This window comes from Pedobacter ginsengisoli (assembly GCF_002736205.1).
Lineage (GTDB): Bacteria > Bacteroidota > Bacteroidia > Sphingobacteriales > Sphingobacteriaceae > Pedobacter > Pedobacter ginsengisoli_A.
The window spans coordinates 1,441,360-1,458,810 of the sequence record NZ_CP024091.1 but is presented as its reverse complement, the minus strand read 5'-3'; the positions used below and the strand labels follow the sequence as shown (position 1 = coordinate 1,458,810).

The 17,451-nt window shown below is 37.5% G+C and carries 14 protein-coding genes; 8 read left to right on the top strand and 6 right to left on the bottom strand.

The features are described 5' to 3' along the window. Positions 1-59: 59 nt before the first annotated feature. On the bottom strand, positions 60-4,544 hold the full coding sequence (locus tag CPT03_RS05955) for a beta-L-arabinofuranosidase domain-containing protein (RefSeq protein ID WP_099437976.1): 4,485 nt from the start codon (positions 4,542-4,544) through the stop codon (positions 60-62). Between the two features lie 129 nt (positions 4,545-4,673). Between CPT03_RS05955 and CPT03_RS05950 the strand changes: the two genes are divergently transcribed. The 5 genes from CPT03_RS05950 to CPT03_RS05930 all read left to right on the top strand — a co-directional run bounded on the left by CPT03_RS05950 (position 4,674) and on the right by CPT03_RS05930 (position 8,271). After that, positions 4,674-5,651 (top strand): GntR family transcriptional regulator, encoded by a 978-nt coding sequence (locus tag CPT03_RS05950; RefSeq protein WP_099437975.1) that lies wholly within the window; start codon positions 4,674-4,676, stop codon positions 5,649-5,651. 59 nt (positions 5,652-5,710) lie between these two features. Further along, entirely contained in the window at positions 5,711-6,064 is a 354-nt protein-coding gene (locus CPT03_RS05945) for a DUF6152 family protein (protein WP_099437974.1), read from the top strand. 2 nt (positions 6,065-6,066) lie between these two features. Then, positions 6,067-6,552: a DUF6644 family protein gene (locus tag CPT03_RS05940; protein WP_216641612.1), complete on the top strand. Its 486-nt coding sequence runs from the start codon at positions 6,067-6,069 to the stop codon at positions 6,550-6,552. 117 nt (positions 6,553-6,669) lie between these two features. Then, positions 6,670-7,257, top strand: coding sequence for a hypothetical protein (locus tag CPT03_RS05935; RefSeq protein WP_172954142.1), 588 nt, complete (start codon positions 6,670-6,672; stop codon positions 7,255-7,257). Between the two features lie 36 nt (positions 7,258-7,293). Beyond that, on the top strand, positions 7,294-8,271 hold the full coding sequence (locus tag CPT03_RS05930; RefSeq protein ID WP_099437972.1) for a GlxA family transcriptional regulator: 978 nt from the start codon (positions 7,294-7,296) through the stop codon (positions 8,269-8,271). 9 nt (positions 8,272-8,280) lie between these two features. On the opposite strand, the gene CPT03_RS05925 is transcribed toward CPT03_RS05930, so the two are convergent. From CPT03_RS05925 to CPT03_RS05915, 3 genes are all read right to left on the bottom strand, one after another. Continuing rightward, positions 8,281-9,342 (bottom strand): glycoside hydrolase family 5 protein, encoded by a 1,062-nt coding sequence (locus tag CPT03_RS05925; protein ID WP_099437971.1) that lies wholly within the window; start codon positions 9,340-9,342, stop codon positions 8,281-8,283. Between the two features lie 76 nt (positions 9,343-9,418). Next, positions 9,419-9,589 (bottom strand): PLDc N-terminal domain-containing protein, encoded by a 171-nt coding sequence (locus tag CPT03_RS23350; protein ID WP_099437970.1) that lies wholly within the window; start codon positions 9,587-9,589, stop codon positions 9,419-9,421. A gap of 7 nt (positions 9,590-9,596) precedes the next feature. Then, positions 9,597-12,017 carry a DUF5916 domain-containing protein gene (locus CPT03_RS05915; RefSeq protein ID WP_099437969.1) on the bottom strand — a complete coding sequence of 807 codons (2,421 nt, stop codon included), beginning with the start codon at positions 12,015-12,017 and terminating at the stop codon, positions 9,597-9,599. A 98-nt stretch (positions 12,018-12,115) separates the two neighbouring features. Between CPT03_RS05915 and CPT03_RS05910 the strand changes: the two genes are divergently transcribed. Beyond that, positions 12,116-12,877 (top strand): alpha/beta hydrolase, encoded by a 762-nt coding sequence (locus tag CPT03_RS05910; protein ID WP_099437968.1) that lies wholly within the window; start codon positions 12,116-12,118, stop codon positions 12,875-12,877. A 12-nt stretch (positions 12,878-12,889) separates the two neighbouring features. Here the strand turns inward: CPT03_RS05910 and CPT03_RS05905 are convergent, their stop codons facing one another. Together CPT03_RS05905 and CPT03_RS05900 are read right to left on the bottom strand one after the other, a co-directional pair. After that, positions 12,890-13,918, bottom strand: a complete 1,029-nt coding sequence (locus CPT03_RS05905) for a glycoside hydrolase family 18 protein (RefSeq protein ID WP_099437967.1) — start codon at positions 13,916-13,918, stop codon at positions 12,890-12,892. 46 nt (positions 13,919-13,964) lie between these two features. After that, a complete protein-coding gene (locus CPT03_RS05900) occupies positions 13,965-14,690 on the bottom strand; it encodes a tetratricopeptide repeat protein (RefSeq protein ID WP_157766362.1) in 726 nt (241 codons plus the stop codon). A 112-nt stretch (positions 14,691-14,802) separates the two neighbouring features. On the opposite strand from CPT03_RS05900, the gene CPT03_RS05895 reads away from it, so the two are divergent. After that, positions 14,803-16,713 (top strand): ATP-dependent RecD-like DNA helicase, encoded by a 1,911-nt coding sequence (locus CPT03_RS05895; protein ID WP_099437965.1) that lies wholly within the window; start codon positions 14,803-14,805, stop codon positions 16,711-16,713. A gap of 15 nt (positions 16,714-16,728) precedes the next feature. Further along, positions 16,729-17,448 carry a DUF92 domain-containing protein gene (locus tag CPT03_RS05890; protein ID WP_099437964.1) on the top strand — a complete coding sequence of 240 codons (720 nt, stop codon included), beginning with the start codon at positions 16,729-16,731 and terminating at the stop codon, positions 17,446-17,448. Positions 17,449-17,451 lie beyond the last annotated feature (3 nt).

Sequence of the window (17,451 nt, the reverse complement as noted above, 5' to 3'; positions counted from 1 at the left end):
GGGAAATTAGTTAATTGCAACAAGCCTCCTGACCAATTGGTCAGGGGCTTGTTTCTGTTCTACCTGATAAATTTTAAAATGGTATAAGAATGTGCCGAAAAGTTATAAATCGGAGCATCACCAGTTAAAATTGCTTTAGAACCTACGGTTTTATGAAGTTCAGGTTCTGAAGGCATGTTCTTCGAATTAAGTTCACCTGCCAATACAAATACATCTGCCTCAGCATTTCTATCTTTAAACCCGCTCAGTTCAAGTGTTGTATTAATGCTTTCCGTGCCGGTATTAACTACGTGTAATATTAAGGTTTTTCCATCCTCGCTACGCGCTGCTGTTACATCAAGATTACCTTCTGTTTTACTTAAAACACGAAGAGGTAAATAATTTTCTGCCTGCATCTTTTGAGAATAGAACGGAGGCATACCCCATGTTTGGTGAGCCGTAAAAAAGATCTGACCCTGATCCCAATCGTTATCATTTTGAAGATAAGGCTGAAGTGCATTCGCAGGGCTTGAGGTAAGTACAAACTCATTATGCCTCCTGATGGCATTAAGGTTTGTAGCATGTCCTAAAGCACGCTGGATACCGTGTTTACTTCCGTTCTCTTCAAAAACTGCAACTTTCATTTTAGTTGCCGGATCCCATTGCTTAAACATACGCTGCATATCTGCAAGCTGCTTATCAGTATCTAAACCTGCTTTTGGATCATCGCCACCAACATGCAGATCCCAATAGTCGGCTTTGCCATTTAGTTCCCTGAATACATATTCCATATTAGGCGACTCTGGGCGCCACCAGGCTGCGTGCACAAATTTCAATGAACTATCTTTCTTTTTCATTGCATTATACAAGAGATTAAAACGGGTTACATATTCCTCATACGCCTTTCTGTTATCACCATTAAAGATAACCTCCTCATTTCCTATCTCTATATACTTTACACCATAAGGTTTAGGATGTCCATTTTTGGCTCGTTTAGCTCCCCATTCTGTATTAACGCTTCCATTTAAGTATTCAACCATATCGGATACATCCTCAGGAGTTTCATAGATATTTATAGCGAAGCATGGCGTTATTTTCGTTGCTTCACAGAACTTAAGGAACTCTTCTATTCCAAATCCATTGGTAGTGTACCAATTCCAGTGCCCGCGATATGGAGGGCGTTTATCTGGATCGCCGATCATTTTTTTAAACTTGTATTCGGGTGAGTTTACCATGGTTCCGGCATAACGCAGAAAGGTTAGCCCTTGATTAACCAGCATATTTCCAATATCGGCACGGATTGGCAAGCCTTTAAACTGATCCTTACCAGTCCCCATAAGTACTGCCTGATCTACCCAAAGTTTACCTTTTGAGGAAATGTAGATGGCGAGTCTGGCATTGATGTCAGTAGTATTAGCTGTCAGTGTAAACGGATATTTCTTCCAGTTAACACCAATACCACTTAATTTTTTGATTGCATATGTTTTGGTTCCATCGGCACTTTCGAGCGCAATAGTTACAGGGCCAGTTAGCTTTTCGGCTTTTAGGTATACCCTACCCTGGAAAGCCTGTCCGTTACGGACAGCGATACCCCAGCGATTTAAGCTTCTGTTAGCTATACCCGCTTTGCCAGAACCTGAAGCAAAGTTTATTACCTGCGAATTTTTCCCATTATAAGCTGAATTACTATCGAGTTCAAAACTGGCTTTTGCCTGTCCGGGATTGATGACATCCCAGTTATAGCTTACTTGCTCATTGCTTTGGTTTACTAATTTTAATGTTTCTGTTTTCCCGCTTTCCTGTAATGTAACGTTTCTGAACTCCATTGCCGATCTCCAGGTACGCAGTCCAATTTTTCCTTTAAGCAAAGGATTATGTTCATCTTTAAAGGAAAGTACTTGCTGGCCGTTAAGATATACCTCAATTAGCGACCCATTGAGTGTAACCCTAACCTTATTCCAGGCCTCTGGATCAAAATTGACCGCTGCATCCTTTAGTTGCTCAAAATTCTGCAGATGTTTGCCTATCATTATTTTTTTACCATCTCTGTTCAGGCTTATTTCATACCCATCAAAAGCATCATTACCTACACCTGCATTAGCTACGCGTACAAGTAGTGCACCACTCTCTCCTTTTCCTGTAAACCTGATTTCTGCTTCAACTGCCCCGTTTGTTAGTTCCTTTGGTTCATAGATCAACTTTGCACTTTGATCTGGCTCGACACCAATATAGTGCGAAGTGGTCATGAACACTTCACTATTTGTATTTCGGCCAGGGATAATAGTAACAGCCCCATCTTTAGCAGTCCAGTAACCAGTATACCTACGCCATTGGTTGTAATTTACACCAGCTGCAGGCTCTTCAAAACTTTCGCCGAATATGCGCTGGTCGTAAAAACCTCCATAGATTTCATGGTTTACATCTTCGATATTTGAACCGTAGATAAGTGAACTTAATTTATTCTGGATTTGGCCTGCATCGACCTTAATACGCGCCGTTTGAGGAAGTGGTAACCAAACTTTATAGCCTTTTGCTTCCCTGTTGCCAACAGCATAGTAAGGAATAGCAGTAAATGTTTTACCCGCAACAGTTTTACCGGTTATCACATTCACACCATTTAAAAAGTCATTTCTATGCTTCAATTGCAATGCAGTGGCTGTATCGACCTGTAGCTGTTCAACATTTCCATTATCAGCCGCTTCAACACTATAAACGATAGGTCCTGATGCAATAGCGATACTGTTTCTCAAATCTTTTACCTGAGTATTTGCTGTTACAAAACGAGGAGTCATGGGTAGTTGAAGTTCTACCTGGTCACCTTTTTTCCATTTACGATTAATTACAGCATAACCATTGTTAATTACGGCGTTAGCCACGCTCCCATTTACCATCAGTGTATATGACGAAGTCAGGTTAGATTTGTAAAGATCATAAGGATTCTCTTTGCCTCTGGCCCATCCTGGAATGCGCAAACTTAAACTGAATGCTGATTCTTTTTCAGGATCTACTTTTACAGTAATTTTTCCTTCCCATGGGTAATTGGTTTGCTGTGAAACAGCTACCAGGGTTTTATTAGTCAGGCGGATACTGGCATCGCTGCCAATAAACATGTTTACAAACAAATTATCGCCAGATGATGCATAAATATAATTTGGGAGTTCAGAAACCATTTTGAGGAACATTGGCGGACAGCATGGACACGAATGCCATGCCCATCTTGAATGGTCGTGTGCATTAAGTGGGTTTTGATAAGTATACTGGTCGCCAGATAATGACACTCCTGTGAGCACATTATTATATAGTACACGTTCAAACTCATCCATATATTTTCCGTTACCGGTTAGCTCGTTCATACGCTGACTAAAAAATCCGGCTCCTACCGCAGCACAGGTTTCAAGATACGCATCTGTAGGCAGGTAATAATCTGGCCCGAACTTCTCGTCATGAGCAATAGCACCAACACCTCCGGTTACGAACATACGGCGACCAACCATATTATCCCACAACTGATCTGCAGTTTGTATATATTGAGGATCATGACTTTCCAAAGCTACGGCCGTGATGCCTGTAGCCAGCAAAGTAGCACGAACCGCATGCCCCTCAATGGTTTTCTGTTTAAATACAGAAATAGAGTCCTGCGCATAATCGCCCCATGTAGGACGGGTAGCATTCGTAACTGTTCCTTCTTTATATTTTTGATCTTTAATCCACTTTTCGGCTTTATCATTACCCCAGGTTTGCCAGAGTGGATAACCTGTATTAACACCACGGTTCTCTATCCAGAACTTTGCAAGTTCGTAATAAGCCTTTTCGTTTACCGGGATACCTAATTTCTTTTTAAGAGCCGGATTTTCCTTATAAAGTTTATACAATTTTAAAACTGCCTCTTCAGGCCCCGAATGAGCAGGTACGATGTTCCTTTTAGGAACAGGTCCCATTAAGTTGCTCATGTAATCGGCAAACCTGGTAGCTACAATAAGCAGTTTGGTTTTGCCGGTAGCTTTGTAATAGTGAACTCCTGCTTCTATAAGCATACCTGCATTGTAAACATCGTGCTGATAACGCAGTAAACCTCCATTATCTCCCCAATGATGAGTCGGCTCCATAAGATCGGTATAAGTATTAATGTAGCCATCAGGATCGGCCTGCTGGGCAGCATAAATACGATCAATATAACCATCCAAACGTGCTTGCAGGACTGCATCTGGATGCTGAATATTCAGATCACCTATTCCGCGAATACTTTCATAGATCAGGCCATCAAACCATGGCAACCCTGCATGCCCTCCTTTCCCTTTTTTTCCGCCAGCTATCTTGTCAAAGTTTTCGAACACATTATTTTCTACCTGTTCTTTTGCAGGTAAGTGCTTTCCTTCGAATTTATTCAGCACATCATTAGCAGTTGTGGTTCTCCAAAGCTCAAATTTAGGGCTCCAGAAAGCATCGTTTATATTTGCTTTAAGGCTTTGAGTGAGCTGGTTATTTTGATTTACCCCAATGCTTTGTGCAAGGCTATCTGTAAAAAGAGCAGTGGTAATGCCAATACTTAGTAAGAAATACTTCATTGTGTGTGTGGTTAGGTGTCCAAATATATAAATATTTTACAACTGGTACGAACTGGTACGATTTTTTTATTTTTTATTTGTTATTTTTGAAACCATGAGTAAGTATATTTGCCAGCAATACATTGAAACGTGAAAGAAAATAAATCAAAATATAAGCTTGTAGTAAGCCATGTGATTGACAGGATAGCTACAGAGGAATACAAGAATGGGGACAGGATACCTTCCATCAACGATTTTAGAACTGAGTATAGCTTATCACGTGACACAGTTTTTACGGGCTTGCGCGAGCTTATGGCAAAAGGCATTATTGCATCAAACCATGGAGTTGGTTATTTTGTAAGGAGTACCAAAGTACAGTCAGGACATCATATATTTCTGCTTTTCAATGAGTTCAATGAATTTAAAGAAGATCTGTTTAATTCGTTTGCGGAATGGGCCGGAAGTGATGTAACGGTTGACCTCTACTTTCATAACTACAACAGAAAAGTTTTTGAAACACTGATAAATGATGCCAACAACAAGTATACAGACTATATCATCATGTCGGGAAAGTTCCAGGGAATTGAGCCTATTCTGGAATCTTTATCAGGCAGGGTATTTTTACTGGATCACTTTCATACTGAACTAAAGGGCAAATATTCTTCCGTTTCACAAAATTTTGAGACAGATACTTATGAGGCTTTGGTTTCCGGACTCCAGCTCATTAAAAAGTACAAGCGTATTTTTATGGTGCAGCAAGAAGAAAAAGAGCCCCTGGAAAGATATGATGGCCTTAAAGTTTTTTGTGAGCATAACGGATTTGATCATGATTATTTACCTGCTACATCTGGCAGAAAGATAAAGAAAGGTGACCTTTTTATTGTTGTAAGAGATAGAGATCTGGTGGATCTATTAAAACAAGCCGAACTCCAAAAGTTGTTACCAGGCAAAGATTTCGGTATCATATCATATAATGACACTCCACTAAAAGAGCTATTGTCGGGAGGAATTACAACGCTTTCTACCGATTTTAAACTTATGGGAAAAACGATGGCTGAGCTGATTAAAACAAAAGCAATTACCACGGTAGAGAATCCGTGGAGGCTTGAAGTTAGAAGTTCACTGTAAGATCTATTTGATCAAAGGATTATTTTTGGTATATTCAACCATCACTAAATCTGCAGGTTATGAATTATCTGAAAAATATTTCGTTGGCAATTTTCTGTTTGCTCTGCGTTTCGTTCACAGCTTTCCACCATGGTTGGGCTGATTATGATCAAAAAAAGGTACTAGATTTTAAAACCACAATAGAGGAATCAATATATGAAAATCCTCATGCCCTGGCTAAAGTAAAATATAGAAAACAACTATGGACAGTTTATTTAGCTCCTACCAGCCGCATGACAGATCGTGGGCTAACTGCAGATATGATAAAAAAAGGAACAGAAGTTAGGCTGGTTGCCTATCCTCATAAAACTAAAAAAGCAGAAATGCGGGCTGAAAGGATATTTGTAGACAGTGTAAAATACGAACTGAGGTAGCTGTGCTATACTTTATATCTGATCTGCTCAGTTGGCTAGAAAACACTGCCGTAGCTGCAGCTATTCGTCAATCCTTGTGGTTGTACCCAACTTTAGAAATTGTTCACATTACTGGAATTGTGATTTTAGTTGGCGCTGCATTTATGTTCGACCTACGCTTGCTAGGTTTTTCAAAAAGTCTCTCCATAATCCACTTATCCCGACATTTGCTTCCCTGGTCAAGAAGAGCATTGTTATTGGTTATCCCTTCCGGAATATTACTATTCATGACCAATTCAAAAGCCTTGGGCATTGACCCAACCTTTTGGCTAAAAATGTTTTTGCTGGTAATTGCAGCACTTAATGTCTTGGTATTTCATAAACTATTATTTAAGCCTGATTTTGACAATCAAACCCAGAAGCTTCCGTTTTCAACAAAAATATCAGCCCTTGTTTCGATCGGTGTATGGGTAGCGATTATTGCCTGCGGTCGTTTGTTGGCATATTAGAAGCTAAATCTAATTATATAACTCATGAAACTCCCCTTACTTATATCGTTTTGTATCCTCTTCATGTCCACTTTTGCTCAGAAGCAAGATACTACGTTTCTAAAACCCAGAAATCAAGTGGGACATGCTATATATATTGATCCTTCTCCAGACTCAGAGTATTATGAGAAAATAGCAGATATAAGCTATACTCTGAGCAACAAAGATTATAAAGAAAGTATGGAACGGCTAAACATTCACAAAAAGCCATTTAATCAGATTGACTTAACCGGAATTCCACGTAATTGGTGCTCACTTGAATTATATAAAGGTAAATATTATGTGTATGCCCCCTCTGAGTGGAGCTATACAAGAGTGTCACTTAATGATAGTACAGTAATCCAACAAGATATGGAAAGAAGTATTTCTCTTTTGGATGCTACCAGCAAAATAGATAAAAACTCCTATAAGTTTTTTAGAATAGAAGATTATACCAGTCAAAGAAATTCATTTACTATTCACATAATTGATGTAGAGCGCGGTATTGCAGTATTTGAGAATCTATTTAGCAATCCCTTCGGCAAACTCTTTTCTTTTAAATTGATGGTTGATATAAACAAAATAAAAGAATTTCATATTGTGGTGAATTATTCACCCCAGCATAGAGAACTTGAGTTTGTTTTCGACGAGCCTGATTTTGAAGAATTATTAAAGCATTTAAATTAAGGTTTGAATCTGGTATCTTTAATAAAAACTTTTACCATGAAATTAGTAACCATAGTTGTTCCCGAAGGCGATGTTAACCTTAGCAGCATAACGGGTTCCTTTGAAATTCTAACACGAGCAAACGATATTTGGCAAAAATTAGGCAATAAGCCGTTGATGGATGTCAGGATTGCCGGTTTTATACCTGAGTTAAAACTAGATGCAGGTTTTTTTTCTATAAACCCTGTAAATATTGATGATATAGAAAAAACTGACCTACTGATTATCCCTTCAGTTTCATATGATGCCGATTTACTGCAAAAGAATGATCAACTAATTAAGTGGATAAAGGAACAGTACCTTGGTGGTACCGAAGTTGCCTCGATGTGTTCAGGAGCATTTTTACTTGCTGCTACCGGATTACTGGATGGCAAGAGTTGCTGTACACACTGGAATTTAGCGCCAGATTTTAAGCGGCTGTTTCCAAATATTACGCTTCAAATTGATAAATTAATTACTGCTGAACGTGGCATTTATACTAATGGTGGCGGATATTCTTTTTTGAACCTGATACTTTTTTTGGTAGGTGAGTATTTTAACAGGGAGGTAGCAATTATCTGCTCTAAAATCTTTCAAATTGATATAGAAAGATCTTCGCAATCGCCTTTTCACATTTTCAGAACACAAAAGAACCATGGTGATGATCTTATCAGTAAAGCACAAACTTATATAGAAGAAAATTTAAGTGAGAAAATTTCCTTTGAGGAACTGGCATCAAAACTTGCCATTAGCCGAAGGAATTTTGACAGACGATTTATTAAGGCTGTTGGCAATACCCCTGTAGAATACTTACAACGCGTAAAAGTAGAGGTTGCAAAAAGCACCCTTGAAAAGGGTAAAAAGAGTATTTACGAAGTTATGAATGAAGTTGGTTATTCGGATGACAAAGCGTTTAGAGGAGTTTTCAAAAAAATAACTGGCTTATCTCCATTGGATTATAAAGCCAGGTATTTTAAGGAATCGGTTTTAGTTTAGCAACTTATGTTAGTACTGCTGAAGTAATTCAAGCATTTTACGATCTAGCTTATGGCCATTGTAGTCTTCATATGCTACATCTTGTCGTTCGCTATCAAGAATACCAAAACTACCGCGCAAATTCCATAAAGACCAACCCCAGCCGTTCTCTTTCCATATTTCGAGATTATCTTTCATCCATGAAAGCGAAACATCATGAGGTGTATGCTGGTATGCGCCCCACTCACCCACATGAACTCCCACACCCTGATCCATTAGACTTTTCCAGGGATCAAATATATCCCGTTTCAGCCGATCTTTGTCCCACTTATCATTACCGTCCGGATTTAAAGGCCAGGTTGGAACGTTCCAATCTGCCTTAACCCAGGATGCTTTATAATGACTTACCTGCATGGGACCATATCCTCTGGTACTTTGCCCAACATTTAAATCGGCCGCACCAAAAACAGGCTTAGTTCCATAATGAAGACCATCGATAACAATTAACCGATCCGGATCTTCCTGACGTATGGCATTAACAATTCGGGTAACCACCCTTACATAATCCGGCTCTTCAACATTTGAAGGTTCATTTATCAGGTCAAAGCTCAATTTCTTACTATTAATGCGCTTGTATCTTTTAGCAAAAGTTTGCCAATGGAAAGCAGCAGCTTCTAGTGCCTGATCATCTTTCCATAAATTAAGCGGTTCATTAGGTGGATTAACACAATAACCAGGAATCCGATGTAGATTGAGGTTAACATGAATTTTATATTTAATTCCGTACTCAATTGCCTGATCTATTTCTTTCAAAACATTTTCGTCCATTTGAAGCCAATTATCAGGTTTTGACCAGCAATGATATGACATTGGTAAGCGGGCAAAGTTAAAACCCCACTTAGCCATCATTTGAAAATCTGTTTTCTGAAAAGGCTGGTTATGATCTCCATTAAATTTCTCTAACAGATTAAAACCACGCCAAAGTGGTAATTTGTTTGGTACCGCTAAAGGACTAGATTTAACAAATGTAGGTGCCAGGATGCCTGCCACTGTTAAACCCACTCCCAATTGAAGGAATTTTCTTCTTTCCATTTAATTTTGAGATAGTTGAGGTTCGGTTACAGCCTTAAATATACCAACATTGAATGATATCCAGAAGATGTTTCACTTAATGTTTAGTAACAAATGTACTTCTTAAGTATAAGCAAGCCCCTACCGGAATTATAATAATTATGATGATCCAAAAGGCTTTTTCTACATAATTTATGGAGTTATTCTTAACGGCATGAATAATCCCATAAATTATGCAGAAAAGATAGAGTAATACTAAATAGATCATTATATTCTTACTTTCTTTTTTTACGAAGATTTAGATAATCAATATAGTATAAAATTTTTACAGATAAGCTTGTATTTTGCGGTGCGGAAAGGATATCCTCAAGATTTCTGTTATATCGCTTAGTATAAAAATCGTTATTGGTTTCAGCAGCCTGCTTATAGGATAGAGTAAGCTCACTTCCCGGTGCAAACTGCCAAACATAGATCAAATCAATATTAAAAACATTATAGTTCCTATCCATCCCGGTTAATGGAGCGCCCCCATAGGCAATTAAACCTCCATGATCTGTTAACAGATAAAACTCCTTGTTCCTCCTATCACTCCAATAATGTCGCAATACAACTGACACTCCCATTTTGTTACTGAAAGAATATTTTGCATCAAATGAATTTTCTACAGTATTCCTGTTATAACGGGAAAAAATTGCCTGATCTCCCTCTGCTTTTATCCAACTAACATAATTGTAGCTTGGGTTAAAATTCAAATCAAGGCCAAAAGCGATCCGGTCGTTTAATCTTAAATTCTGGAAAAAATAGAAATTATACTCCCTTCCATTAAAAAGCTCTTTTTTGAAGTACTTTACATTTCCTCCAAAGTTATATGCCTTTGCATTATTTGGATTTACATAAACGGATGCCCCAAACCTGGCAGGTGTTCTGTATAATTGTCCGTTTCTGGCTTCATAAAAATCATTCCCCTCTGGCCCATAGTCTAAATCCACTTCAACCGACCAAATGTTTTTAAATTGTAACCAAGCGCCGGTAACAATACCAAAACGCTGATAATCGCCAGGATTAACACGTCGGGAATATTCAAAATTTAACCAGCTTTCCAATTGATTGTACCATGAGGTTGGTTTATAATTGTTATATCCAAACCTTACAAACTGATCTAAAAAATTATTATTGGTAAAAAAGCCCATATCAGACTTGTCAAATTTGTCATCGGCATATACTTGACTATAGCTCCATCTAAAATTTCCACTTTGCTTACCGCCTTTAAATTCATAGTTAAAACCGGTTCTGCTGGCGGTTCCTTTTAGGTAGCTCATTTTACCAGCACCATTGAAGAAATAAACATTCTTTTTATCATTTAGGTTAAACAATAAAGCACTCACATTCGCGTCGTAGGCAGAGCCTTGCCTTAAAACATTGGTATTGATAAAAGTTGCCGAACTGTTGTTTTTTAAAGACTGATCGAATACTAGAATGTTATAATTGGTTAGCGGTTGAGTTTCAGATTCTCTTATGTTTCCTTGTTGGTCTTCAACCTCGGTTTGCATAGCTTTAGTTATAGCATTAAAAACACCTATACCAAGGCCTTTTGCAGTTCTACCAGAAATTTTTGTGGCATTTAGCACTTTGGCTTCACTTTGATCTTTAATGATAGTTTCGGAACTGTTTATATCAGAGCGATTATAGTATTTTGGAATAGAGCCAATTCGCTTCGAATAAAACAGGTCACCCTTATTAAACAGTTCAGTTCCTTCTGTAAAAAATTGTCGGTTTTCATTAAACTTAACTTCAAATGGTGTTAGGTTTAAAATTCTGTTATCAGATTGTACCTGACCAAAATCAGGCACTAAGGTCATATCCAAGGTAAAGCTATTATTAATGCCATACTTAACATCCATACCGCCATTAAAACGAGCAGTTGTGTTTTTTACGCCTGGAATATTAGCAGGATAATGATTTATATAAGCAGACAGATAAGGTGAAAATGATAATCGTAATGGTGGTTTTATGTCTTTAACTCCAATCCAAAGCCCCTCCTGATTAATAAAACCGTTTACATTGGGATTAACAAAATTCCAAAATGTTTGAACGTTTTTGCGCTGGATTCGGCGACTGAAGTTCAGTCCCCAATTCTGAATGTCCTTGGCAGAAAAACGCAAAGCAGAATAAGGGATTTTCATTTCGGCAGTCCAACCTTTGTCGTCAATTTTAACTGCACTTTCCCAAACAGCATTCCAATTAGAATCTTCATCACCAATTTGTGAATATTTTGCATCAAACTGAACTCCGGCAGCAGTAACAAAAAAGCCATTTCCATTCATCTTATCATAGAAGGGATCGAAAATGATAGAGATAAAATCGGCATTCCCAATATTGTCACGCGAAACCAATTCGTGAGAAACACTATCTGGATGATCATACATTCGGGCATAGACATAAATTGCTGCGTCATCATATATTACCTTCATTTCTGTACGCTTATCTTTCCCCTCTACTCTGCCCGGCACAGGTCTGATCTCAAAAAAATCGGTAGCAACAGGAACATCAATCCAACATTGATCATCAAGAATACCATCTATTTTGGGGCTTTCAGCAGCTCTTACTGCCTGCAATTTCTTTTGTACCGCAGGGTCCTGAGCCTTACAAACGCAGGTGTATATTAACAAAAGAAACAGGAATAGGTATTGTCTCATTGATGTGGTTCTTGTTCATAAGACACCATCATATTACATATGTTGCACTATTATCTAATATTACTATATTTAGTAAATACTAAACCCACCTGCAGACCATGTTCCTATTCATCAAAAAACTCATCATACCAGCTGTTTGCTTTATCGGCTTATTCATTTCCAATTGCTCATTAGCTCAGGAAAAACCTGTATACGTAATTGTTCACGGGGCATGGGGAGGTAGCTGGGCTTTTAAGAATGTAGATGAAATAATGTCTAATCATGGCAATGTTATCTACAGGCCAAGTTTAACCGGTCAGGGCGACCGAGTTCATTTAAGTTCTCCAGATGTTGACCTAAACACCCATATTAAGGATGTAGTTAATTTAATACTTTATGAAAATATTAAAAATGTAATACTGGTAGGTCATAGTTATGGCGGCATGGTAATTACAGGAGTGGCCGATAGTATTCCGGAACGAATTAAAAAACTGGTTTATCTTGATGCCATTTTACCTAATGATGGAGAAAGCTTAGCTACTTCAAGGGAAGGTGGAGCTAAAAACATCCAGCTTGCATCAACAAATGGTTTTATGGTGCCAAGCTGGGTTAAACCAAATCAGCAGGCACCAAAAGATGTACCACAGTCTATTAAAACCTTCACCCAGCCTGTTTCCAGAAAAAATCCGGTAGCTTTAAAATTGCCCGCCACTTACATATTAACCGTTGAAGAAGGTAAAAAACCTGAACAAGATGATTTTTATACTTATGGCGAAAGGGCCAAAAAAAGAGGTTATAAATATCTGATATTTAAATCAGATCACAATCCGCAGTTCAACAAGTCAGCTGAACTTTCCGATTTACTTGAAAAAGAAAAATAGTATAATTCTGAACTATTTCTTATAAACCCCAGAATATACTGCTTTCCTTAATTCTCCATCTTCTGTATCTGCTGTGTAGTCCCAGTACATAGCACCAAGCATCCCCTTTTCAAGCAGGTAAGTACATTTTACAGCAATAGATTGGGGTGTCTCGTAAGTTAGTACAAACTCGCCGGCATCGTTTACCAAATAAGGAGCTTTAGCTACATCATCCCATTTCTTTGTATAACCACTTAGTTTTACAATATCTTTATAATCTATATACCAGGCTATATCGCCTTTGCCATGTCCATAAAATGGAATTCCAAGAACAAGTTTATTGGCAGGAATTCCTGCATTCAAATGAGCCGTAACACCTTCATCTACACTGATGTCTTTGGTATATTGTGAATGGTAAAGTCCGGCATGATGATTTGGAGGAGTTCCCATATCATAAGTCATCACGTTTACAAAATCTACTATTGGGGTTATAGCCTTAAAATCTATATACTTTGCATTTGAAACAGATGCCAGAGTTAGTAATTTTTTCTTACCAATCTTATTCCGGATCTGGGACATCAGTAAAGTATAGTTTTTGGTATCATCCGGAGAAGAAGATATCCCGGCTTCGGAACTTGTAGGATATTCCCAATCAATGTCTATACCATCCAGGTTAAATGTTTTTACTATTCGTTGGCAATCATCAACAAATTTGCCTCTATTTTCATCAGATGCGGCCATTTCGCTAAACCTGCCACTTTTCCACCCCCCTATAGACAACAACACTTTGAGTTGTGGATATTTAGATTTTAATGCAACTATATCTTTCAAACGGCCTTCATTTTCAATAGTAACGCCATCAAATGTTTTATTTACATGCCCAAAAGCATAATTGATATGCGTAACAAGTTTAGGATCTGGCAAGGTTTTACCCCAGGAAGTTACGTAAGCTACAATTACTTTATTGCTTGCATTCTTTTTAGGTGTTTCTTTTTGCTGTGCCAGGGCTGTTGTTAACATGCCGGTAAGTAGAATACCAAAAATAGAATAAATAAGTTTCATCGTTCGGTTGGTTTAGGTGTCTAAATTTAGAAAAAATGGTCGTGTTTTATGGACAAAGCTTTTTAAGTGCTTCGGTATAATCTTTTGTGATGGGTCTACCACCAAGTGATTTGCATTCATTATAATACTTTAAAGCATTTTTACAATCTTGCTTCATAAAATAAACTACAGATAATTTGAATACAGTATTTTGATTTGCAGGATCTATTTTATACGATTGGTTTAATAAATCTATAGCAGTCGACAAATCCTTTGAATCATTATTTGCAGGATATTTGGCATAATATATTGTAGCCTTATCAGTAAGTAAATTTGAGCTGTTAGGATTCAGAACAAGCCCTTCATTCAACTGCTCCATTGCCTTTTCATGATCTCCAAGGGTAAAATAAACTGCTGAAAATCCCCAGAAAGCATTTTCATTTTTAGGTTCTAATAGCCAGGCCTGATTAAACCGGTACATCGCTGTTTTAAGATCGCCTTTATAAAGATAATCAAAGCCTAATTTTACAACTTCCTCTGATGCTTTATGATGATCGCCATGTTGTTTCAGGCAATCATCAATAAATTTCCGATCTGCCTGCTTCTGCGATTCTGATTTAACTGCATTACCAAACTTAGGGCTAAGTCTAATATTTGTTTCTGCCTCCTTCTTCCAATCCTGATAACTGATTGCCTTGCCAGGTAGTTCTGAATTGGCATTTGCAGGCTGCTGCGCATAATTACATGAAATAATTGATATAGAAATTAATGAAGCTATTATAAATCGTTTCATAAAATGCGTTAATTGGTTATTTAACAAATATATTATTTTTGATAACAACCGGAACAAATAATACATTTCAACATTCGGCGGAACCCGAGAAAATTTCAATTAAATTTGCTCTATGAGTAATGACGGTTCTTCTAATTCAATTTTTGACAAAGTTTTATCTTTTATTGACTATACCAATCAGAATATCTTTTTGACAGGGAAGGCTGGAACAGGAAAAACCACCTTACTTAAGCGAATTAAGGAAAGCAGCTCAAAAAAAATGGCAGTTGTGGCCCCTACCGGAGTTGCAGCAATGAATGCTAAGGGAACAACCATAAATTCTTTTTTTCAACTGCCACCTGGCTCTTTCTTCCCTGGCGACATTAGCTTAGAAAACTTGCAATCGGGAATATTATCTATTCAATCTATGGTTTCTGATTTAAGTTATACCAGAGAAAAATTGAATCTTTTTAATGAGTTGGAGCTACTTGTTATTGATGAGGTATCAATGGTACGTTGTGATTTACTGGATGTGATTGATGCCATTCTTAGATCAGTAAGAAAAAACACAATTCCTTTTGGTGGTGTTCAACTCCTTTTAATTGGTGATTTATATCAGCTACCACCAGTTACCAAAAGAGAAGACTGGGCATTTTTAAGCAAAGCCTACCCTTCTCCATACTTTTTTGATGCACTTGTAGTACGCAGAAACCCACTTTTACAGATAGAACTTACCACTGTATTTAGACAAACTGAACCTGAATTTATCAATATTCTAAATGACATAAGGAACAATCAGATCAGTGAAAGTAGTTTGGATCTGTTAAACAAAAGATTTGAACCTCAATTCAAATCTACTGAAGATTTGAACCCCATTATCATTACCTCCCATAATGCCGAAGCAAATACCATTAACAAGGAAAAATTAGAAGAGCTTGAGGGCAATGAATATACCTTTGAAGGAGAAATAAGTGGCGAGTTTAGAGATATGGGATTGCAAGCTGAGCAAACTTTAAAACTTAAAGAAGGTGCCCAGATTATGTTCATAAAAAATGATACGGGCGATAATCGAAAGTACTACAACGGAAAAATTGGGAAGGTTAAATCTGTTAAGGATGGAGAAATCTACATCTCTTTTCCACAGGAAGATGATTTGCTATTAGAAAAAACTTCATGGCAATCTTTTGAATATAAAGCTGATCCGGAACAAGACATTATACAACAACAGGTTGGTGAGTTTTCACAATATCCTATTAAATTAGCCTGGGCTGTTACCATTCATAAAAGTCAGGGATTAACATTTGATAACGCCATAATAGATGCCGGGAAGTCATTTGTTGCCGGCCAGGTATATGTTGCTTTAAGCCGCGTTAGAACCTTAAACGGGCTTATTTTAAAATCCAGAATTAGCACTGAAAGTTTAAGATCAAATACTGAGGTGATTAATTATATGAACCCTTCAGGCGAGGGTGATTTAGCTGACATTTTAATTACTGAGCAAGAAAAATTCATACTTCAGATGGTGTTAAACCACTTTTCTCTAAACCGTGTACTTATCGGATTGGAAACTATCAGCTCTAATGCTGAGATTGTTAAATCACACCTTCCAGAATTTAAATCTCTGCTTGTACAATTGGATAAATCGGTTAGAGACCTTATGGCCCTATCAGATAAATTCCAAAATCAGGTAAAGCAACTGCATAAACAGACTGGCTTTAAAGATCAGCAAGTGTTTCAAGCAAGAATTGAATCAGCATTAGCTTATTTTGGTAAAGAAATAACAATACAGCTACTAAACCCTGTAAACAAAAACATTAGAATTAAACCAAAAAACAAAATTCAACAGCAAATACAGCACTTATTGCAAAAATACAGGCAAATAATTGAAGCCAGGGTTTCGCAAATGCAATTTGCTTCGGGCTTACTAAAAGAGACTATAAAACCAGAAGATTATACTGCCTGGATTGTTAAACATAAAACTAAACCCCAAAGTAAACCAGGCTCATCTGCTACAGAGCCGGTTGTTACATTACAACTATTCTAAATTTCGGTAAAACTAATGCCTATAACATTATCTCCCAACTTATTTATTATTGTGGTATTACTAATTGCCATGATGGTAATATGCGTGTGGGCAAGAAAATTAACTGTGCCTGCATCACTTACTGCTGGTTTAATTGGTTTATTTGTATTTGCAGCATTTGGAGAAACCGGCATTTTAATGCTTGTTACCTTTTTCATTCTCGGTGTATTGGCAACAGCCCATAAAAAACAACTTAAAGCAAGGTATCATCCTGAAATTACGTATAGCATGGGTAGAAATGCCGGACAAGTATTTGCAAATGGTGGTGTTGCCGGCTTATTGGCTATTTTAGCTTTAGTAGATCATCATCATTCAGATTTATATATTTTAATGGTGGCCGCAAGCCTTGCATCTGCACTTGCCGACACCCTATCTTCTGAACTGGGAATGGTATACGGACGCAGATTTTATAACATTCTGACTTTTAAAAAGGATGCCAATGGCCTGGATGGAGTTATAAGTTTAGAAGGAACACTTATAGGCGCTTGTGGCGCATGCGTAATAGCCTTAATTTATACAGGATTTGATAAAAAAAGTCTTTTGGTTATTGCCGCAGGAATAATTGGGAACATTACAGATTCCTTACTTGGCGCTACGCTTGAACGTAAAAGCTATTTGAACAATGACATGGTAAATTTCCTGAATACACTTGTAGCCTCCCTATTTGGGATGATGTTTTATTACTTAAGTAAATAAACT

What these genes read in the sequence shown, in the direction of transcription:
- CPT03_RS05890 (WP_099437964.1), top strand. Translation starts at nt 16,729, where the DNA reads ATGCCTATAACATTATCTCCCAACTTATTTATTATTGTGGTATTACTA.
- CPT03_RS05930 (WP_099437972.1), top strand. Translation starts at nt 7,294, where the DNA reads ATGAAATTAGTAACCATAGTTGTTCCCGAAGGCGATGTTAACCTTAGC.
- CPT03_RS05925 (WP_099437971.1), bottom strand. Translation starts at nt 9,342, where the DNA reads ATGGAAAGAAGAAAATTCCTTCAATTGGGAGTGGGTTTAACAGTGGCA.
- CPT03_RS05915 (WP_099437969.1), bottom strand. Translation starts at nt 12,017, where the DNA reads ATGAGACAATACCTATTCCTGTTTCTTTTGTTAATATACACCTGCGTT.
- CPT03_RS05945 (WP_099437974.1), top strand. Translation starts at nt 5,711, where the DNA reads ATGAATTATCTGAAAAATATTTCGTTGGCAATTTTCTGTTTGCTCTGC.
- CPT03_RS05910 (WP_099437968.1), top strand. Translation starts at nt 12,116, where the DNA reads ATGTTCCTATTCATCAAAAAACTCATCATACCAGCTGTTTGCTTTATC.
- CPT03_RS05895 (WP_099437965.1), top strand. Translation starts at nt 14,803, where the DNA reads ATGAGTAATGACGGTTCTTCTAATTCAATTTTTGACAAAGTTTTATCT.
- CPT03_RS05905 (WP_099437967.1), bottom strand. Translation starts at nt 13,918, where the DNA reads ATGAAACTTATTTATTCTATTTTTGGTATTCTACTTACCGGCATGTTA.
- CPT03_RS23350 (WP_099437970.1), bottom strand. Translation starts at nt 9,589, where the DNA reads ATGATCTATTTAGTATTACTCTATCTTTTCTGCATAATTTATGGGATT.
- CPT03_RS05900 (WP_157766362.1), bottom strand. Translation starts at nt 14,690, where the DNA reads ATGAAACGATTTATAATAGCTTCATTAATTTCTATATCAATTATTTCA.
- CPT03_RS05955 (WP_099437976.1), bottom strand. Translation starts at nt 4,544, where the DNA reads ATGAAGTATTTCTTACTAAGTATTGGCATTACCACTGCTCTTTTTACA.